Raw genomic sequence first — 22,663 nt, forward strand, 5'->3', positions numbered from 1 at the left:
GTGGGGCTCAGCCGGTACGAGGCGTGGGTCCGGCCGTGCCGGCAGCGGTGAAGGAGTCGTCCACCGCGACGACGGCACGCCCGGCCGCGTCCAGCAGCGAGGCGGCGATCGCGGCGCGCATGCCACCGGCGCAGTGCACCCACACCTCGCCGGGCGGCACCTCGTCGAGGCGCCGGTGCAGGGTGTGCAGCGGGATGTGGACCGAGCCCTCGATGAACCCGGCGGCCCGCTCGGAGTCACGCCGGACGTCCAGCACGACCACGCCGTCCGCCGGGTGCCGCCCGGCCAGGTCCGCGAACGTGGCGCGGGGGAACGTGGCCAGGGCTTCGCCCTCGGCGGTCCAGGCCGACGGGCCACCGGTGGCCGCGGCGGCCGGGCGGTCGATGCCGACGCGCACCAACTCGCGCTGCGCGTACGCCAGTTGCTCGGCGGATTCGGCGAGCAGTGTCACCGGCCTGCCCCAGGGGATCAACCAGGCGAGGTAGGTGGCCAGTTGCCCATCGGCCTCGAAGTTGTAGGTGCCGACGACATGGCCTTCGGCGAACGCGATCCGGTTGCGCAAGTCGACCACCCACTCCCCGGCGGCCAGTCGCGCCGCGATCTCCCCGGCGTCGGCGATCGCGGGCGCGGTGAGGTCGACCGGCGAGGGTCCGGCGGAGTTGGCGGGGCCCATGTGCGCGTAGTAGGCGGGAACGTCGTCCAGGCCCGCGAGCAGGCGGGTGACGAACGTGTCGACGTCCTCGGTGAGGGCCGCGTTCGACGCCTTCTCCTTCCCGATGGTGGTCTCGCTCCCCTCGGCCCGTCCGGCGGAGCAGAAGCTGCCGAATCCGTGCGTGGGCAGCACGGTTGCGGTGTCGGGCAGTTCGGCGGCCAGACGGTGCGCCGATGCGTGCTGGGCCCGGGCGAGGCTCTCGGTCAGGCGCGGCTCGACCAGGTCGGGGCGGCCGACCGTACCGATCAGCAGGGAGCCGCCGGTGAACACCGCGACCACCGTCCCGAGTTCCTGGAGGGCGTAGGCGGTGTGGTGCGGGGTGTGACCGGGTGTCGCCATGGCCCGCAGGACGAGACCTTCGTCGATGACCGTGCGGTCTCCGTCGTGCACCGGTATGCGGTCGAACGACACGGTGGCACCGGCGGGCACGAGATAGGCGGCGCCGGTGAGCCGGGCGAGTTCCAGGCCACCGGTGACGTAGTCGTTGTGGATGTGGGTCTCGACGACGTGTGAGATCCGCACACCCCGGCGCACGGCGGCTGCCAGCACCCGGTCGGCGTCTCGGGGCGGGTCGACGGCCACGGCCGTGCGCTCGCCGCCCGCCAGATAGCTGCGGTTGCCGAGCCCCGCGACCTCGATCGTGTCGACGAAGAACATGTCAGGCACTCCCTCCAGCGCCACCTGGCCCCGTGGACATGGGGCATGAGCGTGGGCGTTGGCGTTGGCGTTTCGTAGTGGTTTCGGCGTCGGAGTTCGGCCGACTCGTGGACGGGCAGCCCGTTCCGGGCCGTCTCACCGCGCCGGATCGAGGCGCCGTGCGCTCCGGCCCGTGCGGGTGAAAGGGGCTACCGCAGGATCGAGGCGATACCCGGCGCGGGCGTCGAACTGCGCCACGACGCTGAACCGGTCGCCGCGGATCAGGGTGGTCCGCCACTCGACGCTGCGGCCGTGCGCGCGCCCCAGCCGCTCGATGGAGAACGCCGCCACCCCTTCGGGAAGGCCGAGCAGCCTTTGTTCGGCCGCGGTGGGGATCACCGCCTTGATCCGTTCCTCTCCCCCGACGAGACGCAGGCCGCAGCGCTCGGCGAGTTCGCCGTAGAGCGCCGTGTGGCCGAAGTCGACGTCGAGCAGCGCCCGGGCGTCCGAGGCCAGCAGCCACACCTTGTCGTGGGCCAGGGGCTCCCCGCCGGCCAGGCGGATGCGCTCCAGGTAGAGGAGCGGCGTCGACTCCTCCATGCCCAGACGAACCGCCACGTGCGCGTCGGCACGGATGTCGAGGTTGCGGACGACACTGCGCTGTTCGAGACCGGCCGCCTCCACGGAGGCGAACAGGCTGTAGAGGGCGCCGAGGGGCTGCTCTATGACCGCCTCGCCCACCGGTCGGGGCCGCCGGCCCTTCGCCGCGGTGACCAGCCCCTGCTCGCGCAGCTCGCGCAGCGCCTCACGAACGGTGTGCCGGCTCACCGCGTACCGCGCGGCCAGCTCGTTCTCGCCGGGGAAGGAGTCGACGAACTCGCCGCGTTCCAGTCGCGCCAGAAGGTCGTCGCGCACATGACGCCACAACGGCGTCCCGCCCCGGCCCGTCCGGGAACGCGCACCGCGGCCGGTGGAGGGAGTCGGTTCCTGACGCATGAGCCCCATCCTTGTGTACGTACATTTGGAAAGCTAATGTACGTACATTAGCGTGGACGGGCGCGACGGGGAAGTGCGCGCCGGACGTGATCCTGAACTCCGGGGCATCACGGTCGCCTTGCCCGCGCTGCCGCGGGCAGTCCGTCCGCCGCCGGGATGACCCTCGAACCGGAAGGAACACGGGTATGACCACCGACGCTCACCACCAGGTCCTCGTCGTGGGCGGAGGAAGCGCCGGCATCAGCGTCGCGGCCCGCCTGAAGCGCCACGGCATCCACGGCATCGGGCTCGTCGAGCCCAGCGCCACGCACTACTACCAACCGCTGTGGACTCTGGTCGGCGGCGGACGGGCCACCGCCGAGGCGAGCGCCCGTCCCCAGCGGTCCGTCCTGCCCAAGGGCGTCTCCTGGATCCGCAGCCGCGTGGAGGGCGTGGATCCCGAGAACCGGACCGTCCGCACCGCCGACGGACGCACCATCGGCTACGACAGGCTCGTCGTCTGCCCCGGCATCCAGCTCGACTGGAACCGGGTGCCCGGCATGGCGCGGGCCGTCACCGCGCCGCACACCTCCAGCAACTACACCTACGAACTGGCGCCCAAGACCTGGGACCTGATCCGCTCCATGCGCTCGGGCACGGCCGTGTTCACCATGCCGTCAGGGCCGATCAAGTGTGGTGGAGCGCCGCAGAAGATCGCCTATCTCGCGGCGGACCACTGGCGCGAACAGGGTGTCCTGAAAGACATACGGGTGGTGCTCGTGCTGCCCACGCCAGGGATGTTCGGAGTGCCGGAGTTCGCCGAGGAACTGGAGCGGGTCGTGTCCCGCTACGGCATCGAGGTGCACAAGAACAGCGAACTGGTGGAAGTGGACCCCGACGGCCGTAGCGCGGTCGTCGTCGACCACGCTTCCGGGACCAGGGACTCCATCCGTTTCGACATGATGCATCTCGTGCCGCCCCAGTCGGCACCCGACTGGATCAAGGAGTCTCCGCTGGCCGATCCGGCGGATCCCGCCGGCTATGTGCAGATCGACAAGCACACCCTGCGTCATGTGCGCCACCCCGACATATTCGCCCTCGGCGACGCCGGCTCCTCGCCCAACTCCAAGACCGGGGCGGCGGTCCGCAAACAGGCTCCCGTCGTCGCCCGGAACATCGCCGCCGGCCTCGCGAACGCCGAGGCGCTGCCCGCCTCGTACGACGGCTACTCCTCCTGTCCGATCACCACCTCACGGCACCGCATGCTGCTGGCCGAGTTCGACTACAGCCTGCGGCACCGCCCCACCTTCCCGCTCATCGACACCACACACGAACGCCGGGACATGTGGTACCTGAAGCGCTACGGACTGCCGTTCCTCTACTGGCACCTCATGCTCCGCGGACGCGCGTGAAGGGCGTCTCGCCGAGCGGTCGCCGGACCCGGACCCGGACATGCGAAAGCCCCGACCGGCCCGGGTGAGGGCCGGTCGGGGTGGTCCCGCGGCGGTCGCGGACTACCGGACCGCATCCGGCCTACGGAAGAGTGGCTCCCTCCGCGTCCAGGGCCGCCGGCACCGGCTGGAAGAAGGTCTCGCCGCCGGAGGAGCAGTCGCCGCTGCCGCCCGAGGTCAGCCCGATGGCCGCGTCGCCGTCGAAGAGCGCGCCGCCGCTGTCGCCGGGCTCGGCGCACACATCGGTGTCGATGAGCCCGGAGACCGTGCCCTCCTCGTAGTTGACGGTCGCGTCGAGCCCGGTGACGGACCCGCCGTGCACACCCGAGGTGCTGCCGCTGCGCTGGACCGACTCGCCCACGTAGGCGTCGGCGGCGTGGGTGATCTGCTGGCCGCTGCCGTCGTAGAGGTCGACCACGCTCTCGTGGTCGCTGCTCGCGTCGTCGTACTGGACCAGGGCGTAGTCGGTGCCGGGGAACTGCGAGTCGACCGTCTGGCCGACCTCCCCGCCGCCCTGCGAGTCGGACCACGTGGAGGAGGCGTTGCCGCAGTGCCCCGCGGTCAGGAAGTACGGCGCCCCGTTCACGGTCACGTTGAACCCGAGGGAGCAACGCACACCGCTGCCCCAGATGGCGTCGCCGCCCGCGATGAGCGGCTTGAACGCGGTGGCGGATCGACGGACGACGACCTTGTCGCCGAGCGAGTCGACCACGGTGTTCAACCGGGTGCGCCCGGCTCCGGTGACCGTCGGGTCGACGGTGACGACCACCTTGTCCCGACGGGGGTCGATCGACCAGGCGGTGCCCGGGATCCGGGCTCGCTGGGTCAACGTGCCCAGAGCGCCGCGCAGTTGGGTGGTGGAGTAGCGCACGGTTCTGGGGACGGCGCCGGTGCGGCGCACCTGGTCGGCCGCGGACCCGTCGGTGACGTTGACGACGAACTGGTGGGCCGCGGCGTCGTAGTAGGAACCTGCGGCGCGGTCGCCCAGCCGTGCGACGAGGGCCGCGGCGGATGCGGCGCGGGCCGCGGCCGGGGTGGCGGCGGACGCGGGGGCCGCCGTGGCCGAAGCGGCTCCGGGGAGCAGGGCCGCTCCGGCCGTGAGGACGACGACGCTCGCTCCGGTGAGCGCACGCGTGGTGAGAGCTGTGCGGCGTTTCGCCATGTGAAGCCTCCAGTGGGGGTTGCCCCGCCCACTCGACGGGCCGGGGCCGGAGGTGAGACGGACACGGAGACGCCCCGACCCCCCGAGAGGCCAGGCGTGCCCATGCCAAACGACGACGAGTATGGCGACGCGTTCCCGCCGCAACAAGGAAGGGATCCGGCCTGACTCGCGGCACGACGGACGGTCAGGCGCTGCCGGTGTCCGCGCACTCCGCGCCCGCGGCCCGGCGCCCGGCGTCACGCACGGTGCCCGCCACTGCGCCCGCCGTCCACGCTCGGTTCACCCGCGGCTGGCCGGTATGCGACGACAGCGTCCGCAATCCGGACCGTGCGTCGTTCTTTTGGAACCCTCTTGGCCGACCGATGACCCGACCCGCACGGCGCGACGGCACGCGTGCACTCCCCCGGCGCCGTGCTCCCGCAAACGGCCTCCGTCGCGACGCAGTCGCCTGGCCACGGCACCTGTCCGCTCAGGCGGGACATGGACGGGTACGGCGCAGGGAGGCCCGGAGCGTCGCCTGCGAGCGCTTGGGGGCTCCGTTCGCGGCGGCGGCCGTCCGCACGCGTGAGCCACCGCGAGCACCGGAGGCCGCCCGCGCGGCCACCCGCTCCGCGCGTCTCACCGAGCGGCAAGGCGCGGGCTGTAGCGTGCGTGCCATGCCGGACGCGCCGCCCCGCCCCGAACCGTTCGCCCAGCAGACCGCCCCCGCGGTGCTCGAAGACCTCCGCGCACGGCTGCGTGCGACGCGCTGGCCGGACGCACCCGAGGACGCCGGATGGGCACTCGGGACCGATCTCGCCTATCTCCGCGAACTGGTCGCCTACTGGGCGCAGGAGTTCGACTGGCCGGCGCGGGAAGCAGCGCTCGCCCGCCTGCCGCGCTTCCGTGTCCCGCTCCGCGGCCTCGGAACCCACTTCGTGCACGTCCGGGCCTCCGCCCCGGCCGGGCCCGTCCTCCCGCTGGTGCTCGGCCACGGCTGGCCCGACTCGTTCTGGCGCTACACGAAAGTCGTCCCGCTGCTCACCGATCCCGGCGCGCACGGCGCTGACCCTGCCGACGCGTTCGACGTGGTGGTGCCCGACATGCCGGGCTACGGCCACTCCGACCGTCCCATCGGACCGGCGCCGGACGCCGTCGCCGTCGCCGGCCTGTGGGCCGACCTCATGAGCGTCCTCGGCTACACGCGGTTCGGCGTGGCGGGCGGGGACCTCGGCAGCCATGTCAGCCGCTACCTCGCCCTCGACCACCCGGACCGGGTGGTGGCGGTCCACCGCATGGACGCGGGCCTGCCCGTCTTCACCGGCGACCCGGCGGACCTCACACCCGAGGAACGCACCTGGCTCGAGGGCGCCGCCCGCTGGGGCGCGGCCGAGGGTGCCTACGCCGCGATGCACCGCACCAAGCCCCAGACCGCAGCCTTCGGACTCACCGACTCGCCTGCCGGGCTGGCCGCGTGGATCGTCGAGAAGCTCCGGGCGTGGAGCGACTGCGACGGAGACGTCGAGCGGAGTTTCACCAAGGACGAGATCCTCACGAACATCACGCTGTACTGGCTCACCGGGACGATCGGCTCGTCGATGCGCATGTACCGGGCGAACGCCGCGATCCCGGCGGCACAGCACGCCCGTCGGGTCGAGGTGCCGTCCGGCTTCTCGCTCTTCCCCGGCGACGTCGTCCGCCCGCCCCGGGCCTGGCTGGAACGCACGGCGAACGTCGTGCGGGTGAGCGAACCCGCGCGTGGCGGACACTTCGCGCCCTTCGAGGAGCCCGAACTCTACGCGGAGGAACTGCGCGCGTTCTTCCGCCCCTACCGGTCGGCGGCGACGGGCTGAGGCCCGGCCACGGTACGTACCGGCCCGGCCGATCCGGCGCCGTACGGCGCGGTAAACCCGTGGTCCCGGAATGAGTTGGTCCGGGCAGCGGTACGGTGTGCGCCTGACAATCACCGGGCCCGTGGCCCGTGATCACTAGGGAGTTCCATGCACCACCGCAGACCGCGCGACCGCCACAGACTCATAGCCCGAGCAGTCGGTACCGCAGGTGTGCTGGCCGTCGCCCTGGGCGCCGGGATGACACCGGCGATGGCTGCCGGGAAGGCGACCCACAAGCAGGCGGCCACCGAGCCGTCGCCCGACCGGCCGACCACGCCCTGGGCGCCGGAGAACGACACCGCCGTCCCGCAGAAGGGCGCCCACCCGGCCGCCACGCTCGCCCGTGGCCGCGGCTCCGCTCTCCAGCTGACGCTTCCCGCGCCGAGCGGGCGCTACTCGGTCGGCACCTTCAGCCAGCATCTCGTCGACACGTCGCGCACGGACCCGTACGTGCCCGGCAAGCGGGCGCGCGAGTTGATGGTGACCTACTGGTATCCGGCCGCCTCCACGTCCGGGCACGCCCAGGCACCGTGGATGCCGTCGACCTCCGGTGCGCACTTCCTCTACTCACGCGGCCTGTCTCCGCAGCAGGTCACGGTGCCGCAGACCGCCGGCCACACCCTCGCCCCGGTCGCCACCAAGCTCGGCAAGCTGCCCGTCCTGCTGTACTCGACCGGTCTGCACTCGGACCGCGCGATGGGCACCGCGCTCGCCCAGGACCTCGCCAGCCGCGGCTACCTCGTCGTCACCGTCGACCACACCCACGACGCCAACGAGGTCGAGTTCCCCGACGGACGGCTCGAGGTCAACACCATGCCGGCCGGCTCGCACTCCTCCGACACGCTCAACGTGCGCGCCGCCGACATCCGCTTCGTCATCAACCAGCTCGGCACCATCGCCAAGGGCGGCAACCCGGACGTCGACCACGCCAAGCTCCCCACCGGCTTCTCGCACGCCGTGGACACGTCCCGCATCGGGATGTTCGGCTGGTCGCTGGGCGGCGCGGCGGTCGACACCGCCATGCAGCTCGACCATCGCATCGACGCCGGTGCCAACCTGGACGGCCAGTTCTTCGGCTCGGCGCCGAGCAAGGACCTGAGCCGCCCCTTCATGCTGTTCAGTTCCGGCTCCCACAACCGGAACAACGACTCGTCGTGGCGCAAGCTCTGGCCGCATCTCAAGGGCTACCGGGTCGACATCCAGCTCCGCGGCTCGAAGCACCTGTCGTTCAGCGACAACGAGGCGATGGTGCCGCAGGAGGCGAGCCTGCTCGGGCTTTCGCCGGCCCAACTGCAGCAGCAGTACGGCACGATCGACCCCGACCGGGCGATCAAGATCCAGCGCGTGTACCTGGCCGCCTACTTCGACCAGACGCTGCTCCACAAGCACAGCACCTTGCTGGACGGACCCGCCAAGAGCTACCCGGAGATCTCCTTCGTCCGCTGACGAACAGCTGGCTCAGGTCCTCCTGAGCCAGTCGCCGCACGGTCGCCGCGCGGTCTCCGCACAGGGACGGCCCAGGGATGAGCCAGGGATGAGCCAAGGACAAACATGTGATTGTCGTGTGATCTCATACGGCTAAAGTGTGCACGTGTCGAACATTGGCGCGCTCGTCGCCGGTTGAGAGAGGATCCGCTGCCCTGCCCACCGCTTCCCGGCCACAGCGCCCCAGCGCATCCGCCCCGCCGCTGCCGAGCGAGGCGCGCCCGCCGGGGGCCTCGCTCGTCGTCGCGGTGCCGGTGGCAGCCGCCCTCACCGCGACCGGTCCGGACGGCACCGGCACATCGACTTCCCGCACCGGCGCCGGCGCCGCCTGACCACTGATCCGAGGACCTTCGCCATGGCCACCATGCCCACCGCCCAGAGCACCGGCTCCCACGGCCGCCGCCGGACATCGCGCCCCGGCGAGGACCAGTCGCACGCTCCGGCGCACTGGGAGCGACCGGCGCTGGTGGCGGTGCTGGTCGTCGCCGCGCTGCTGTACGGCTGGGGCATGGGGCACGCCGCGATCCACCCCTACTACAGCTCTGCGATACGGTCGATGGCCACCAGCTGGCGGGCCTTCTTCTTCGGCGGACTCGACACCAGCGGTTCGATCACGCTGGACAAGCTGCCCGGCGCCTTCTGGCCCGATGCCGTCTCCGTCTGGATCTTCGGCCCGCACACATGGGCGGCCGCGCTGCCGCAGGTCGTCGAGGGCGTGCTCACCGTATGGCTGCTCCATCGGATCGTGCGCGCGTGGGCCGGACCGTTCGCCGCTCTGATCGCCGCGCTCGCGCTCACCTTCACTCCGGTCACCGCGGTCCTGAACCGGGCCACCATCCCGGACACCGCGCTGACTCTGCTGCTCGTGGCGGCGGCCGGAGCGCTGCAGAAAGCGGTACGGACCGGGCGGCTGCTCCCGCTGATCACCTGTGGCGTGTGGGTCGGGCTCGCCTTCCAGACGAAGATGCTGCAGGCATGGCTCGTGCTGCCGGTCTTCGCCGTCGTCTACCAACTCACCGCGAGCAACACGGCGTTGCAGCGGGCCCTGCGACTCGTCGTGAGCGGTGCGGTCGCCCTGGCCGTGTCCTGCTCCTGGGCGTTCATCGCCTGGGCGACGCCCGCCGCGGACCGCCCGTACGTCGACGGCACCTCCAACAACAATCCCTTCAGCCTGGTCTTCGGCTACAACGGCCTGAGCCGCTTCGGCGACGACGACACCGCGCTCGGTGCCGTTGCGGGCACCGCCGCCAGCCGGACCAGCGGAAACACCGGCTGGGGAATGCTGGTCAACCACACCGTCGGCCCGCAGATCGCATGGTTCCTGCCGCTCGCCGTGCTCGCCGCCGTACTGGGCGTGCTCTGGCGCGCCCGCACACCGCGCACCGATCCGCTGCGGGCCGGTTTCCTCCTCTGGGGCGGCTGGCTGGCCGTGCACGCCGTGGTGTTCAGCGTCTCCAACGGCAACCACCCCTACTACACGGCCGTGCTCGCCCCGGCGATCGCCGCGCTCGCCGGGGGCGGGCTCGCCCTGATGCGGACCGCGTACGAGGCAGGCGGTCGGCAGCGGCTGTGGCTGCCGTCGGCCCTCGTGCTGACGGTGGTGTGGGCTGTGGTGCTCGACGCGCCGACCTGGTTCGCCGCCTGGCTGCCGGCGCTCGCCGTGATCCTCGCGGTGGGCGGCGCGCTCGGCCTGTGGATCAGCGGGGCAGGAGCCTCCCGAGGACTGGTCCAAGGCTCCCTGGCCGCCGGGATCGCGGCCACTTTGCTCGTACCCGCCGGCTGGGCCGCCTCCTCCCTGGACCCGCTCTACGCGGGTGCCTCCACATCGCCGACAGCCGGACCGGTCGGCAAGACCTACCAGAGCGCCCTCCGCGACCGCTCCGCTCTGCGCCGAGTCGGACTCGACGAACCGAGCGACCACGACATCACCTTGCTCGACTACCTCGTCACGCACCGCCACGGCGAGAAGTACCTCCTCGCCACCCAGGCCGCCTACCCCGCGGAACGGCTGCTGCGCGCCCAGTCCCAGCCCACGCTCGTCATGGGCGGTTTCACCGGCAAGACGCCCTTCCCCACCGCCCCTCAACTCGGCGACCTGGTCGCGTCGCACCAGCTCCGCTACGTGCTGCTCACTCCCGTACGACCCACCACCCCCGCCACGACGTGGGTGAAGTCCCACTGCAAGCGCATCCGCTCCGGGGCCTACGGCTGGCGCACCAAGGGCAGCTTCCGCCTCTACGACTGCGGCCGGCAGAACTGAGTCGGCGCCGCCCCGAGGCGACCGAGGTGAACCGCGGGCGCGGACCCGCAGCGTAGCGACGGTGCGGGAGCGGCGACGTCAACCCGGCGTGGTACAGCGGTGGTTGGAGAAGGCACGGCGCTACCGTCTCCGGCTTGCCGGGAGTTCGAACCGCCATTGGACGACCCTGCTCCCCCCACCCGTCACGACGCTCCTCCGGCTGCTGACACCGGCAGCTCGGCGGCCCGCGCGCACCCCCTGATATCGATGCCGAGGCACCATGCCGGCCATATAAGATCCACACACTTTGATCACCAAACCTGGATCCTTGTGGGGGGACCGGAACGTGAACTCGCACGTCATAAGAGGGGCTTTCGCGCTCGTGGTGAGCGGCAGCCTGGTGGGGGCGCTGTCAGCCGAGGCGGCGGCCGCACCGGCCGAGACCACCCCGAAGGCGGGGAAGGCCACCGTGGCCACCGATCCCGTGCAGCCCGGTGCCTGGGGCTCGGCCACCGAGGTCGCCCCCACCGCCCAGCACCGCGTGCTCGGTCTGCAGGCCCGCGCCGACGGCGCCCTCGTCGCCCTGCGCGACGAGCCCCAGGACCCCGCGCACAGCCTGGAGGTCCGCAGGCTCACCGTCCAGGTCCGCCCGACGGGCACCACCACCTGGGCCGCGCCCCAGACGCTGTCCACGGCCGCCGACTACTACCTCGACGCCAGCACCCTCGCCCCGCAGGCCGACGGCTCCCTCATCGCCTACTGGCGCGAACGCCTTCCGGGGAGCAACAGCCTCTTGAAGGCCGCCACCCTGGCCCCCGGCGCCACCCGTTGGTCCGCCCCGACCACCGTCGCCACGCTCTCCTGGATCGACTGCCCGCCCCTGGTGTTCGGCAGTGCCACCGGCCGCCTCACCGCCGTCTGGGCCACCCCGGTCGCGGGCGGCCGCGAGCTGCACATGGCCGAGCGCCCGGCCCCCGGCGACGCCTGGTCCGAGCCCACCGTGTTCGACACCGTCACGAGCGACGCCGAGGACGGCGAGTGGACCCTGACCGGGCTGCACGCCGCCGTCGACAAGGCGGGCAACGCGGCCATCGCCTGGAATCTCGACGACCGCCCGCGCGACGGCGGCGGCTCCACCGGCGTGGCCGGGGCCTCGTACCACTCCCGGATCATCGAGCGCAAGGCGGGCGCGACCGCGTGGGGCGCCGCCGAGGACCTGACCCCCCTGAACGGCACCCAGCCCGGCGCCCTGCGACTCGACTCCGACCCGGCCGGCGGCCTCACCCTTGTGTGGGCGACCGACGGCGGCCCCGTCCGCTTCACCCGCAAGGCCGCCCCCGGTGCCGCATGGAGCGCCACCGAGAACACCGGGCTCACCGGCTGGTACGCCCCCCGCGCCCTGCCCCGCCCGCTGACCGGCCCGAGCGGTGACGTCACCCTCGTCGACGCCGCCGACAAGGCGGTGGTCTCCACCACCCGCTCCGCCCGAACCGGCACCTGGGGCGCCGCCGAACAGGCCGACGACCGCCGCCCGTTCGGCTCGGCAGGCTCGGCCGTCAGCTCCGGCATCGCGACCGACGGCACCGTGTACGCGGCCTGGAGCATGGCCATCGGCAACGGCTCGTACCGGTTCGTCTCCGGCTTCCGCACGCGTGGCGGCTGGTCGGCTCCCCGGACCCTGGCCACGACCACCGGTAACCGCACCGTCGGCGGCGCCCTCACGGTCGCGGGCACCCGCCCCACCGCGCTCTGGTACGACAGCTCCGCCCTCGGCGGCCCGCTGCACGCCGTCTCCGGCACGAGCCGCCCGCTCCCCCGCGCCCGTGACTACGGCGACGACGGCCGCGCCGACGTGCTCGCCCTCACCGGCACCACCCTGACCCGGTACGACGGCGACGCCGCGGGCCACCTCGCCACGGGCTCCGTGCACAGCGGCGCGGTCGCCGCCGGCTGGCCCGCCGGCACCCGGTTCACCGGCTTCGGCGACCTGAACGGGGACCGCCTCAACGACGTCCTCGCCGTACTGCCCACGGGCGAGGCACGCATGTACGAGGCTCCGGCGGGCCGGCTGCCCGCGCCGAAGTCCCCGTACGTGAAGACCGGTGGCGACTGGCGCGGCTACAACGTCCTCACCAGCCCCGGCGACCTGACCGGTGACGGCCGCGCCGACCTGCTGGCCCGCTCCGCCTCGACCGGTGACGTCTACCTGTACGCGGGCAACGGCACCGCCGGATTCGCCTCGCGTGTCGAGATCCGGTCCGGCTGGAAGGGCTACACCCGGGTGATCGGCGCCGGGGACCTCAACGGCGACGGGCGCGGGGACGTGCTGGCCCTCGACGGCTCGGGCGAGCTGTGGCGCTACAACGGCACCGGCACCGGCAAGCTCGCCGACCGCGTGCTGGTCTTCCGGGACTGGGGCAAGACCTACCGTCAGGTGCTCGGTGCCGGTGACCTCGACGGCGACGGCAAGGCCGACCTGCTCTCGGTCGACTCCGACGGCGTGGCCTGGCTCAACCCGGGCAAAGGCCACGGTGGGTTCGGCAACCGGGTCCGCGTCGGCACGGGCTGGAACGGGCGCACCCTTTCCTGACCGGCCGGAGTCGTCTGCCGGGCCCCGGTCAGTGGCACCTGCGGGTGTTGAGGCGGGCGGCCTGGCGGGTCAGGTGGTCGCGTTCGGCGAGGTCGGGTGCCTTGCGGGCCGCCTCGGCGTACAGCCGTGCCGCCGTCGCCAGGTCTCCGTCGCGCTCGTGGAGGTACGCCGCCACCGCCGTGTGGCGGGGCAGTGCGGAGTCCAGCGCCGCGAGCGCCGCCAGACCGGCGCGCGCTCCGTCGGCCTCGCCGACGGCGACCGCGCGGTTGAGCCGCACGACCGGGTTGTCGGTCAGGCGGGCGAGTTCGTCGTACCACTCGACGATCTGCACCCAGTCGGTCTCCTCGGCGGCGGGCGCGTCGGCGTGGAGCGCGGCGATGGCGGCCTGGGCCTGGAACTCGCCCAGCCGGTCGCGGGCGAGGGCCCGCTGCAGGATCTCGACGCCCTCCGCGATCAGCTCGGTGTCCCATCGGCCGCGGTCCTGCTGGGCGAGTGGCACCAGGCTGCCGTCGGGCTCGGTCCGGGCGGCGCGCCGGGCCTGGTGGAGCAGCATGAGGGCGAGCAGCCCCGCCACCTCGGGGTGGTCGACCTGGGCCGCGAGCTGCCGGGTGAGCCGGATGGCTTCCCCGGCGAGGTCCACGTCGCCGGAGTAGCCCTCGTTGAAGACCAGGTAGAGCACACGCAGCACGGTGGCGACATCGCCGGGCTGGTCGAACCGCACCCCTCGGACGGTGCGCTTGGCGCGGCCGATGCGCTGGGCCATGGTCGCCTCGGGCACCAGGTAGGCCTGCGCGATCTGACGAGTGGTCAGCCCGCCGACGGCGCGCAGCGTGAGCGCGACCGCGGACGACGGCGTCAGCGACGGGTGAGCGCACAGGAAGTACAGCTGGAGGGTGTCGTCCGCGGCGGGCGCGGGCCCATGGGCCGGCTCCTCGTCGACGCGGTCCTCGCGTCGGCGGCGGGCGACGTCCGCCCGGGTCGCGTCGAGGAACCTGCGCCAGGCCACGGTGACCAACCAGCCCTTCGCATCCCTTGGCGGATCGGCCGGCCAGACGCGGACCGCCTCGACCAGCGCGTCCTGCACGGCGTCCTCGGCCGCCGCGAAGTCGGCTCCGCGGCGGACGAGGATGCCGAGCACGCTCGGCGTGAGGCTCCGCAGCAGGACCTCATCCATGGAAGGCGCACTCCGAGATGGTGGGCGGCGCACTCAGGAACGGGCGCACCTCGAGCCACTCGTGGATCGGCTTCCCGCCCGCCCCGGGGGCGGCCGACAGTTCCCCGGCCAGCTCGACGGCGCGCTCGTAGCTGTCGACGTCGATCACCATCCAGCCGGCGATGAGGTCCTTGGTCTCGGCGAACGGCCCGTCGGTGACCGGCGGGCGCCCTTCACCGTCGTACCGGACCCACGCCCCCTCGGGGGCCAGCGCCTGTCCGTCGACGAACTCGCCGGTCTTCTCGAGCCGGTCCGCGAAGTCCTGCATGTACTGCACGTGCGCGGAGATCTCCTGCGGAGTCCACTGGTCCATGGGCACGTCGTTGGCCGGAGCCGGGGCGCCGCGGTAGTGCTTGAGCAGCAGGTACTTGGCCATGGTGTTCTCCTCGGTGCTCGTGCGACCCATTGTGGTCGCTTTCACGGCGGGGACGGAGCCAGGCACGGATTCTCGACATCGCCGTCCGAGATTTCTTCGAAATCCTCGGGCGTTCGCGGATGAGCCCGGGTGAGCCCTCGTGCCGCACGCGGGCGCGGCTGCCCGATGACCTCCAGCCTCGTCCGTGGCTCGCTCACGCGGTCGCCCAGGTGGGTGGTGGCGTCGTCGCCGCCGACTCGGTGCGGTGGCGGGCCGCGCGGTCCAGTGCGTACTGGGCGGTGAGACAGGCGACGGTCCAGCAGGTGAGGAGGGTCAGTCCGGTCGCGAGGTGCGCTCCGTGGAAGTAGGACGCTCCGCGCAGGGCGCGGACGGCGATGCCCGGTGGCATGGCGTAGGCGAGAGGGCTCAGCCAGGAGGGCAGGTACTGCGGGGGCAGGATGCCTCCGCTGGACGCGTTGCCGAGGATGAGCAGGGCGATGGAGGCCAGCGGGATTCCGGCCGGTCCGCAGGCGCGCATGATCAGGCCGGCGGAGGCGGCCAGCGCGAAGGCGAGCAGGGCGGCCACGATCGCGGTGGTGGCGAAGGGGGCGGGTATCGCTGTGAAACCGAGGCAGGCGATGGCCGCGACGATCACGCCGGATGCGGCCGAGAAGGCGGCCGTGCCGGCGATGCGCGCGGTGAGTGCCAGGCGCGGGGCCATCTGGTAGGAGGACACGGCGTACAGGTAGCCGGCCAGGACGATCCCGAAGCAGGAGTAGAAGATCGACAGCCCTCGGGAGTCCTGCGGGGCCAGGGGAACCACGTCGTTCACGGGGACCGGACGGCCGAGCGCGGCGGTCACGGTGGCCTGGACCGACCCGGTGGCGGAGGGGCCCTGAGCGCCGGCCACCAAGAGCTTCAGGTGCCCGTGCCCGTCGGTGACGAGGGCGGCGGGCACCTCGTCGTGTCCGACCGCCGCGCGGGCGGCGTCGGCACTGCGGTAGCGCTGGAAGCTCATGGCCTGCTGGTCGCGGTCGTTGATCGCGAGTTCGACGCGGGCCGCGGCGCTGTCGGAGGCGGCTATCCCCAGGGGCAGCCGGTGGGAGGTCGGGGCGTGGAACGCCGCCAGGAAGACGGCGATGAAGGCGGCGCCGACCAGCAACGAGGTGACCACCGGGACGATGATCGCTGTGCGGGTCGGGGCGGCGGCGGTCAGGACCGGGTCAGGAATCCCGTGCTCGGTGTCGTCCAGCGGGTGGGGCTGCCGGACGGCCTGGTCCGCGCGGTGGCGCGCCCGGCTGGACTCGGCGCTCGCCAGGGGGTTCGGGGAGGGCATGGCTTCCTCTTGTCGGCTGAGGGGGGGTCGGGGTAAAGGGGCGCGGCCAGGGGCGCGAAGACCGGCACGGGGCGTGCAGATGCCGGTCTGTGCGGGCGGGGCACGGGGAGGGCGGGGGTTGTCGGGGGGGTATCGCGAGGCATTCGGGGACTAGAAGAAGCCGCCGTCGAGGGGGAGGGTGCGGCCGGTGAGATAGGCGGCGTCGTCGGAGGCGAGGAAGGCGTATCCAGCGGCGACCTCCTGCGGCTGCGCGAGGCGGCCGAGCGCGCCGTGGACCTCGAGCCACTGGGCCAGGGGCTGCACGCCGCGCAGGGCGGGGTGCTGGTAGTTCGGGGCGTGTTCGGCGGCCATGTCGGTCGCGGTGCCGCCGGGGGCCACGGCGTTGATGGTGATGCCGCGCCGCCCCAGTTCGGCGGACAGGTTGAGGACCATGGCCTCCACCGCCGCCTTGGACGCCGCATACAGCGTGTGGCCGAAGACCGCGCGGGAGGCGCTGACGGAGGAGGTGAGCACGATCCTCCCGCCGGCGCCCATGTGGGCGGTCGCGTGCTGGACGGCGAACAGCTGGCCGCGGGTGTTGACGGCGAAGACGCGGTCGAAGTCGGCCGGGGTGATGTTCTCCAGCGCTTCGAAGTGCTCGACACCGGCGCACGAGGCCAGGACGTCGAGTCGGCCGAACTGGTCCATGGCTCGATCGAACAGGGCCCTGCTCTGGTCGGGTTCGGCCACGTCGGCGCGCACCGCGACGGCGCGGGCGCCTGCCGCGTCGAGCGCGGAGACGAGGTCCCGCGCCGCCTGCTCATTGCCTCGGTAACCGACGACGACCGCGGCGCCTTCCGCGGCCAGCCGCGCCGCGACCGCCGCGCCGATGCCTCGGCTGCCGCCGGTGACGACGGCGACCTTGCCGGCGAATCGCGAGCAGTGCACTGCGCTCATGAGAGGTGTTCCTTCCACTCGTGACGGCGCCACGGCTGTGCGGTGGCGGCACGGCGAGGCTAACACTAACCGCAGGGAACCCTTCACTTTCATGAGGTGTCGTAGTGTCTCGGTTGGCAGGCCAGGACGACAGCAGGGGTGATCCAGTGACCGCCAGACCCGCCCGAGGGCGCGCGCCGTCGCGGTTGCGTACGGACGCGGCGCGCAATCGCGCCCAGATCCTGAGTGCCGCCCGAGGCGCCTTCCTGGAGGCGGGGACCGCCGTTCCGCTGGAGGAGATCGCCCGCCGCGCGGGTGTGAACATCGCCACTCTCTACCGGCGCTTCCCGAACCGCGACGCGCTGATCGCCCAGGTCGTGGTCGACGGCTTCGGCATCGTGCTGGACGCCGCCAGGGCGGCGGCGACCTCAGCGCCGGCGGATCCCCCCGCCGCCGTCCAGGCGTTCCTGCGGCGCGTGGTCGACAGCCGCGACATGCTGGTCCTGCCCCTGATCGGCGGCCCCCAGACCGACGACCCGCAGGCGCGCGAACTGCAACGGGACATCTCCGCCGCCCTGGAGGAGATCCTGGAGCAGGGACGCCGGCGAAGGCTCATCCGCGCGGATGTGACGGCTGTGGACCTGATCACCACCGCCGCGCTGCTGTGCCGCCCCCTGCCCCACCTTCCGCCCGAGCAGGCCGCCATACTGACCGCCCGTCACCTCGGCGTCTTCCTGGACGGGTTGCGCCCCGACCCCTCCGTCACGCTGCCCCCGCCCCCGAGCAACGAAGAGCTGGCCGACCATCTCCACGCGGGCGCGTAAGCCGTCGGGCCGAGGGGAGTTCGGCGCCGAGGGCATGCCTCAGGGCGCCGGGCTGGACTCCGGGGCCGGTGCGGCGTCCTTCCAGACGGTGTGGAAGGCCAGCCGCAGGCAGCCCGCAAGGGCCGGGTGCTCGATGAAGAGCGTGGTGGTGGAGCCCGCTCCGGCCACCGGGTCGGGCATGTCGCACAGGACGAGGGAGGCGTCGGCGACGACGAGTTTCAGCGGCAGTTCGGGAGCGAAGCGGGCCTCCTCCCCCGCGGCGGCGAAGCGCCGCACGTGCTCCACCGTCTCGGGGTCACCGAGGGCGTCGTCGAGGTAGATCGCCCGGACGACACCGCCCGCCCGGTGGAGCCGGTGGACCACCGCCAGGCCCTCCGTGTTCTCGGCCGGGGCGACGAACGGCGGTTTGCAGAAGGTGAGAAGCTCGTGCCGCGCCTGGCGCTGGATGTCGGCGAAGCGCTCGGAGATGGCCTTGGGGTCGCGCAGCACCTCGATGTAGTCCAGCGGATCGGTGTGTTGCCGCCCCAGCGACCACAGCGGCTGCAGCGCACCGGCCAGGTCCTGCGAGACCCGCTCCAGCCGGTCGACGGACTCCCGTTGCACCGTCATCAGCCGGGCGAGGGCCAATTCGGGCGTGACGGCGGAGTACGTGGCCACCCGTCCGGGACGGGCGGTGACCAGATGCCGCCGTACGAGCGCGTCCAGCACGTCGTACACGCGTTGGCGCGGCACGTCGGCTTCCCGGGCCACCTCGGCGGCCGTGTAGGAACCACGCCTGATGAGCGACAGATAGACCCGAGCCTCGTACCGGGCCAGCCCCAGTGACATCAGGTCGTTGACGGTTCCCTCTTCCAGCTCCATGGCTGCACAAGGTAGCTGCCCTCGCTGTGAAGTTGCAGGCAAAGTTTTCGCAACTGCCCCTGTTCTCATCGGCAAACCGTCAATAGCCTCATCTGTAGCCACCACTGACCGTGGTGGCAGCAACCAGCTGTACGCCCGGAAACCGGCTCCACCAGGCCACCCCCAACGGAAAGCGCTTGTCATGTACGTGACATCGCTTTCGGCCGCCGTCGTGGAGCCACCCATCCCCCCACGGAGGGCAGTTCTTTGCGTTCTCACCGCAGAAGGAACCCGATACGTCGCGGCGCTCCCGCGATCCTGTCTGCAGCAGTTCTGATATCCGGCGGCCTGGCCGTCGCGTCCCACTCGGCGGCCTTCGCGACGACGTCGGCCACCGCATCGCCCGCAGCCGCGACGACGCACACGCACCGGCTCTGCTCCGAGCCGAGCAAGCCCGGTTACATGGCGTGCCAGTCGGTGGTCCGCACCGACCTCACGCCGAAGATGTCCCTCGGCCGGCACGACACCCCCAAGGGCTTCGGGCCGGCCGACCTCCAGGCCGCCTACAACCTGCCCAAGGACGGCGGCAAGGGCGCCACCGTCGCGATCGTCGACGCGAACGACGACCCGAACGCCGAGAAGGACCTGGCGGCGTACCGGTCCCAGTACGGACTGCCGGAGTGCAGCACCGGCAACGGCTGCTTCAAGAAGATCGACCAGGACGGTGGCTCCAACTACCCGACGCCCGACTCCGGTTGGGCCGGGGAGATCTCCCTCGATGTGGACATGGTCAGCGCGGCCTGCCCCCAGTGCCACATCCTGCTCGTCGAGGCCAAGTCCGCCAACATGGAGGACCTGGGCGCGGCCGTGAACCAGGCCGTCAAGCAGGGCGCCAAGTACGTCTCCAACAGCTACGGCGGCAACGAGGAGTCCAATGACACCTCCGCCGACAACCAGTACTTCAAGCACCCCGGCGTCGCCATCACCGTCAGCTCAGGCGACAGCGGATACGGCGTCGAGTACCCGGCGGCCTCGCAGTACGTGACCGCCGTCGGGGGCACCTCGCTCAAGAAGGACAGCAGCACCCGCGGCTACTCCGAGTCGGTCTGGGGCACGTCCGCCGGCGGCGACGGCGCGGGCTCGGGCTGCTCGCAGTTCGACGCCAAGCCGTCCTGGCAGAAGGACACCGGCTGCACCAAGCGCAGCGTCGCCGATGTCGCGGCGGTCGCCGACCCGGCCACCGGTCTCGCCGTCTACGACACCTACCAGTCGGGCGGCTGGAACGTGTACGGCGGCACCAGTGCCTCCTCCCCGTTCATCGCCGGTGTCTACGCCCTCGCCGGCGCCCCGGGCACCGGTGACGTCCCGGCCTCCTACCCCTACGCGCACCCGGACAAGCTGAACGACGTCACCGACGGATCCAACGGATCCTGCAGTGACTACCTCTGCAAGGCGGGCAAGGGCTACGACGGCCCGACGGGCCTCGGCACCCCGAACGGTGTCGCCGCCTTCACCAAGTAGATCGGCTCCTGCCGGTCGCTCCCTGCTCCGCAGCGCTTCGCCCCGTCGGGACACCCGGCGGGGCGAAGCGCGTCTTCGCCGAGCGAGCCCTCGCCGTCGCCCGGACGGCCCAGGCAGGATAGTAAGTCAAGCCTTACTTTCATGGAGACTGGGCCGCATAGTGGAGGGGTGAACCAGGAGGAGGCTGACTGTTGTCGCAGGTCAATAACGGTGTCGTAGGTCAGATCGCGAATGAGCAGGCCCATGTGTCCGCCATGTACGAGCTGCTGGACGAGCGGCGCGCGGACGCTCTGGCACAGCTGGCGGAGGTGCTGAGGTCGTCGGCCGACAGCGCGGGCGAGGTGTACGCGCGCGACGTCGCCGCCGAGGATCTGGCGCGGCGGATGCGCAGGCTCGAAGGTGCCGAGGAGGGGCTCGCTTTCGGGCGGCTCGACGGTGTGGACGGAACGGCACTGCACATCGGTCGGCTCGGCCTGCACACGGAGGATCGCGACCTGCCGCTGCTCGTCGACTGGCGCGCGGAGGCGGCGCGGCCCTTCTACGCGGCGACGGCCGTCCACCCGATGGGGCTGCGACGGCGCCGCCACCTGCGCCTGGAGGGTCGCGCGGTACGCGCGGTGAGCGACGAGCTGCTGGACGGTTCCGCCCCCGCGGCCGAGGACGTCGTGGGCGACGGCCCCTTGAAGCTGGCGCTGGAGGCACAGCGCACGGGGCGGATGCGGTCGGCGGTGGCGACGCTGCAGGAGGAGCAGGACGCCGTCGTCCGTTCCCCGCACCGAGGGGTGACGGTGGTCCAGGGCGGCCCCGGCACGGGCAAGACCGTCGTCGCGTTGCACCGGGCGGCGTATGTCCTGTACGCGTTCCCGCGTGCGGCCGAGCGCGGAGTCCTGGTCCTCGGTCCGAACGCGCGGTTCCTCGACTACATCTCTCAGGTGCTGCCCTCGCTCGGGGAGAACGACGTGCTCCTGACGACGTGCGACGAGCTGGCCGCAGTCGCAGCGGACGCGGTGGAGCCGGCCGACGTGGCGCAGCTCAAGGGGAACGCCGTGATGGCCGAGGCCCTGGCGGGCCTGGTGCGCTCGCGACAGGCGCCCGAGGGCGACTTCGCCGTGCGCGTCGGGCAGGGCTGGGCCGGCGTGACGCGGGCGGACGTCGCAGAGGCTCGGGACGTGGCCAGGGCGAGCGGCCTGCCGCACAACCGCGCGCGGGAGGTGTTCAAAGACCGCCTGATCGGTGCGGTCGCGGACGCGCTGGAACGCGGCACCGCCCAGGCCCTCGAGCAGATCGACGCAGAGGTGGCCCGGATCACCGGCCTGGATCTCGACGCCGCGGCCGAGGCCGACCTGCAGGCCCTCGGATTCGACGGCGTGGCGGAGAGTGGTCCGGCCCAGGAGTTCGACGCGGAAGCGGTCCGGGCGGACCTCGCGGACGACGCCCAGGTCGACCGCGCCGTGGAGTCCCTGTGGCCGCGGCTGACCCCGGAGGCCGTCGTGCGGTCGCTCCTGGCCGACACCGATGCGCTGCGCGCCCATCTGCCGTCGATGAGCGGCGAGGAGCGTTCCGGGCTGCTGCGTGCTCCTGACGCCCCGTGGACCGATGCCGACGTACCGCTGTTGGACGAGGCGGCGAGCCTGGTGGACGGGCCGCCGGAACGGACGTACGGACACGTCGTCGTCGACGAGGCCCAGGAACTCACGGACATGCGGTGGCGTATGGTCGTGCGCCGCTGTCCAGGGAAGTCGCTGACGCTGGTGGGCGACTTCGCTCAGGCGGGCCCCGCGACGCGGGCGTGCGACTGGCCGCAGGCGCTCGGCCCGCACTTCGGCAGCCGGTTCGTCCTGCACACGCTGACCGTCAGCTACCGCACCACGGAAGAGATCCTGGCGACCACTCGTGACCTCCTCGCGCGGATCTCGCCCGGTCAGCAGCCGGTCCGCTCGATCCGTCACGGCGACCGTCCCCGCACGCTCACCGCACCCTCGCACGCTCTCGTCGCCGCCGTCGCCGAGGAGCTTTCGGCCGAGGCCGCGCAGTACCCGGGCGACTTGCTCGCGGTGATCTGCGCGGACGCCAGAGCGGGTGACATGGCATCCGCCGGCATCACTCGGTGGGCGCGCGTCGTACCGGCTTCGGAGGCTCGCGGTCTCGAATTCGACGGGGTCGTCGTCGCCGGCCCCGGGGAGATCGTCAGCGCTCGTCCCAGTGGCGAGCGGGATCTGTACGTGGCCCTCACCCGGGCCACCAAACGGCTCTGCACGATCGGCAGTTGAATCCCGCCGGGCGCGGGAGGGCATGCGCCGCCGCGGCTTGGCCCGGAGCGGAACGAGGCCCTGGAGGTTCGGGCGGGGGGCTCTGCTGGAGCGGCCGACTCGAACGCGCCGGAGTCAGGGTCCGGCGCGGAGCGGGGTCGGGGCGGCCGGGCGGCGAGGGGTGATTCCGTAGCGGCCGAGTCTCTCGCTCAGGCCGACCTCGCCCGCCCGCGGCTTCTTCGGTCCGGCGCGCACCTCGGTGCGCGGTCGCCGGACTCTCGCCTGAGTG

At 72.4% G+C, this 22,663-nt stretch carries 16 protein-coding genes; 8 read left to right on the forward strand and 8 right to left on the reverse strand.

What is annotated here, in order from left to right:
• Nucleotides 1-7 precede the first annotated feature (7 nt).
• Nucleotides 8-1,369, reverse strand: a complete 1,362-nt coding sequence (locus AQI95_RS42500) for an MBL fold metallo-hydrolase (RefSeq protein ID WP_067136649.1) — start codon at nucleotides 1,367-1,369, stop codon at nucleotides 8-10.
• A gap of 135 nt (nucleotides 1,370-1,504) precedes the next feature.
• On the reverse strand, nucleotides 1,505-2,344 hold the full coding sequence (locus AQI95_RS42505; protein ID WP_079071961.1) for a GntR family transcriptional regulator: 840 nt from the start codon (nucleotides 2,342-2,344) through the stop codon (nucleotides 1,505-1,507).
• Nucleotides 2,345-2,529: 185 nt separating this feature from the next.
• Between AQI95_RS42505 and AQI95_RS42510 the strand changes: the two genes are divergently transcribed.
• Nucleotides 2,530-3,735 carry an NAD(P)/FAD-dependent oxidoreductase gene (locus AQI95_RS42510; RefSeq protein WP_067136651.1) on the forward strand — a complete coding sequence of 402 codons (1,206 nt, stop codon included), beginning with the start codon at nucleotides 2,530-2,532 and terminating at the stop codon, nucleotides 3,733-3,735.
• Between the two features lie 121 nt (nucleotides 3,736-3,856).
• Here AQI95_RS42510 and AQI95_RS42515 read toward each other — a convergent pair whose 3' ends face one another.
• Complete coding sequence (locus AQI95_RS42515; RefSeq protein ID WP_067136653.1) at nucleotides 3,857-4,936, reverse strand: S1 family peptidase; 1,080 nt, start codon at nucleotides 4,934-4,936, stop codon at nucleotides 3,857-3,859.
• A 656-nt stretch (nucleotides 4,937-5,592) separates the two neighbouring features.
• On the opposite strand from AQI95_RS42515, the gene AQI95_RS42520 reads away from it, so the two are divergent.
• The 4 genes from AQI95_RS42520 (at nucleotide 5,593) to AQI95_RS42535 (ending at nucleotide 13,121) form a co-directional block, all read left to right on the forward strand.
• Nucleotides 5,593-6,768, forward strand: coding sequence for an epoxide hydrolase family protein (locus AQI95_RS42520; protein ID WP_067136655.1), 1,176 nt, complete (start codon nucleotides 5,593-5,595; stop codon nucleotides 6,766-6,768).
• A gap of 147 nt (nucleotides 6,769-6,915) precedes the next feature.
• Nucleotides 6,916-8,253, forward strand: coding sequence for an alpha/beta hydrolase family protein (locus tag AQI95_RS42525; protein WP_244189084.1), 1,338 nt, complete (start codon nucleotides 6,916-6,918; stop codon nucleotides 8,251-8,253).
• 394 nt (nucleotides 8,254-8,647) lie between these two features.
• The gene (locus tag AQI95_RS42530) at nucleotides 8,648-10,552 is read left to right on the forward strand and encodes an ArnT family glycosyltransferase (RefSeq protein WP_067136657.1); all 1,905 of its coding nucleotides are present in this window, start codon (nucleotides 8,648-8,650) and stop codon (nucleotides 10,550-10,552) included.
• A gap of 325 nt (nucleotides 10,553-10,877) precedes the next feature.
• The gene (locus AQI95_RS42535) at nucleotides 10,878-13,121 is read left to right on the forward strand and encodes an FG-GAP repeat domain-containing protein (protein ID WP_159056717.1); all 2,244 of its coding nucleotides are present in this window, start codon (nucleotides 10,878-10,880) and stop codon (nucleotides 13,119-13,121) included.
• A gap of 28 nt (nucleotides 13,122-13,149) precedes the next feature.
• Here the strand turns inward: AQI95_RS42535 and AQI95_RS42540 are convergent, their stop codons facing one another.
• From AQI95_RS42540 to AQI95_RS42555, 4 genes are all read right to left on the reverse strand, one after another.
• Nucleotides 13,150-14,295, reverse strand: coding sequence for an RNA polymerase sigma factor (locus AQI95_RS42540; RefSeq protein WP_067136661.1), 1,146 nt, complete (start codon nucleotides 14,293-14,295; stop codon nucleotides 13,150-13,152).
• Nucleotides 14,288-14,710 carry a YciI family protein gene (locus AQI95_RS42545; RefSeq protein WP_067136677.1) on the reverse strand — a complete coding sequence of 141 codons (423 nt, stop codon included), beginning with the start codon at nucleotides 14,708-14,710 and terminating at the stop codon, nucleotides 14,288-14,290. The genes AQI95_RS42540 and AQI95_RS42545 overlap by 8 nt, the downstream gene beginning before the upstream one ends.
• A 193-nt stretch (nucleotides 14,711-14,903) precedes the next feature.
• Nucleotides 14,904-16,025 carry a hypothetical protein gene (locus AQI95_RS42550; RefSeq protein ID WP_067136663.1) on the reverse strand — a complete coding sequence of 374 codons (1,122 nt, stop codon included), beginning with the start codon at nucleotides 16,023-16,025 and terminating at the stop codon, nucleotides 14,904-14,906.
• Between the two features lie 150 nt (nucleotides 16,026-16,175).
• Entirely contained in the window at nucleotides 16,176-16,961 is a 786-nt protein-coding gene (locus AQI95_RS42555) for an SDR family NAD(P)-dependent oxidoreductase (protein ID WP_067136665.1), read from the reverse strand.
• Between the two features lie 146 nt (nucleotides 16,962-17,107).
• Here AQI95_RS42555 and AQI95_RS42560 point away from each other — a divergent pair, with 146 nt between their 5' ends.
• Nucleotides 17,108-17,764: a TetR/AcrR family transcriptional regulator gene (locus AQI95_RS42560; RefSeq protein WP_067136666.1), complete on the forward strand. Its 657-nt coding sequence runs from the start codon at nucleotides 17,108-17,110 to the stop codon at nucleotides 17,762-17,764.
• 39 nt (nucleotides 17,765-17,803) lie between these two features.
• Here the strand turns inward: AQI95_RS42560 and AQI95_RS42565 are convergent, their stop codons facing one another.
• On the reverse strand, nucleotides 17,804-18,625 hold the full coding sequence (locus AQI95_RS42565; protein ID WP_067136668.1) for a TrmB family transcriptional regulator: 822 nt from the start codon (nucleotides 18,623-18,625) through the stop codon (nucleotides 17,804-17,806).
• Nucleotides 18,626-19,066: 441 nt separating this feature from the next.
• On the opposite strand from AQI95_RS42565, the gene AQI95_RS42570 reads away from it, so the two are divergent.
• Nucleotides 19,067-20,125 carry a S53 family peptidase gene (locus AQI95_RS42570; RefSeq protein WP_425264970.1) on the forward strand — a complete coding sequence of 353 codons (1,059 nt, stop codon included), beginning with the start codon at nucleotides 19,067-19,069 and terminating at the stop codon, nucleotides 20,123-20,125.
• Nucleotides 20,126-20,379: 254 nt separating this feature from the next.
• The gene (locus AQI95_RS42575; RefSeq protein ID WP_079071964.1) at nucleotides 20,380-22,395 is read left to right on the forward strand and encodes a HelD family protein; all 2,016 of its coding nucleotides are present in this window, start codon (nucleotides 20,380-20,382) and stop codon (nucleotides 22,393-22,395) included.
• Nucleotides 22,396-22,663: the final 268 nt, after the last annotated feature.

It is taken from the genome of Streptomyces yokosukanensis (assembly GCF_001514035.1).
GTDB classification, from domain to species: domain Bacteria; phylum Actinomycetota; class Actinomycetes; order Streptomycetales; family Streptomycetaceae; genus Streptomyces; species Streptomyces yokosukanensis.

What these genes read in the sequence shown, in the direction of transcription:
- AQI95_RS42500 (WP_067136649.1), bottom strand. Translation starts at nt 1,369, where the DNA reads ATGTTCTTCGTCGACACGATCGAGGTCGCGGGGCTCGGCAACCGCAGC.
- AQI95_RS42505 (WP_079071961.1), bottom strand. Translation starts at nt 2,344, where the DNA reads ATGCGTCAGGAACCGACTCCCTCCACCGGCCGCGGTGCGCGTTCCCGG.
- AQI95_RS42510 (WP_067136651.1), top strand. Translation starts at nt 2,530, where the DNA reads ATGACCACCGACGCTCACCACCAGGTCCTCGTCGTGGGCGGAGGAAGC.
- AQI95_RS42515 (WP_067136653.1), bottom strand. Translation starts at nt 4,936, where the DNA reads ATGGCGAAACGCCGCACAGCTCTCACCACGCGTGCGCTCACCGGAGCG.
- AQI95_RS42520 (WP_067136655.1), top strand. Translation starts at nt 5,593, where the DNA reads ATGCCGGACGCGCCGCCCCGCCCCGAACCGTTCGCCCAGCAGACCGCC.
- AQI95_RS42525 (WP_244189084.1), top strand. Translation starts at nt 6,916, where the DNA reads ATGCACCACCGCAGACCGCGCGACCGCCACAGACTCATAGCCCGAGCA.
- AQI95_RS42530 (WP_067136657.1), top strand. Translation starts at nt 8,648, where the DNA reads ATGGCCACCATGCCCACCGCCCAGAGCACCGGCTCCCACGGCCGCCGC.
- AQI95_RS42540 (WP_067136661.1), bottom strand. Translation starts at nt 14,295, where the DNA reads ATGGATGAGGTCCTGCTGCGGAGCCTCACGCCGAGCGTGCTCGGCATC.
- AQI95_RS42545 (WP_067136677.1), bottom strand. Translation starts at nt 14,710, where the DNA reads ATGGCCAAGTACCTGCTGCTCAAGCACTACCGCGGCGCCCCGGCTCCG.
- AQI95_RS42550 (WP_067136663.1), bottom strand. Translation starts at nt 16,025, where the DNA reads ATGCCCTCCCCGAACCCCCTGGCGAGCGCCGAGTCCAGCCGGGCGCGC.
- AQI95_RS42555 (WP_067136665.1), bottom strand. Translation starts at nt 16,961, where the DNA reads ATGAGCGCAGTGCACTGCTCGCGATTCGCCGGCAAGGTCGCCGTCGTC.
- AQI95_RS42565 (WP_067136668.1), bottom strand. Translation starts at nt 18,625, where the DNA reads ATGGAGCTGGAAGAGGGAACCGTCAACGACCTGATGTCACTGGGGCTG.
- AQI95_RS42570 (WP_425264970.1), top strand. Translation starts at nt 19,067, where the DNA reads ATGGCGTGCCAGTCGGTGGTCCGCACCGACCTCACGCCGAAGATGTCC.
- AQI95_RS42575 (WP_079071964.1), top strand. Translation starts at nt 20,380, where the DNA reads ATGTACGAGCTGCTGGACGAGCGGCGCGCGGACGCTCTGGCACAGCTG.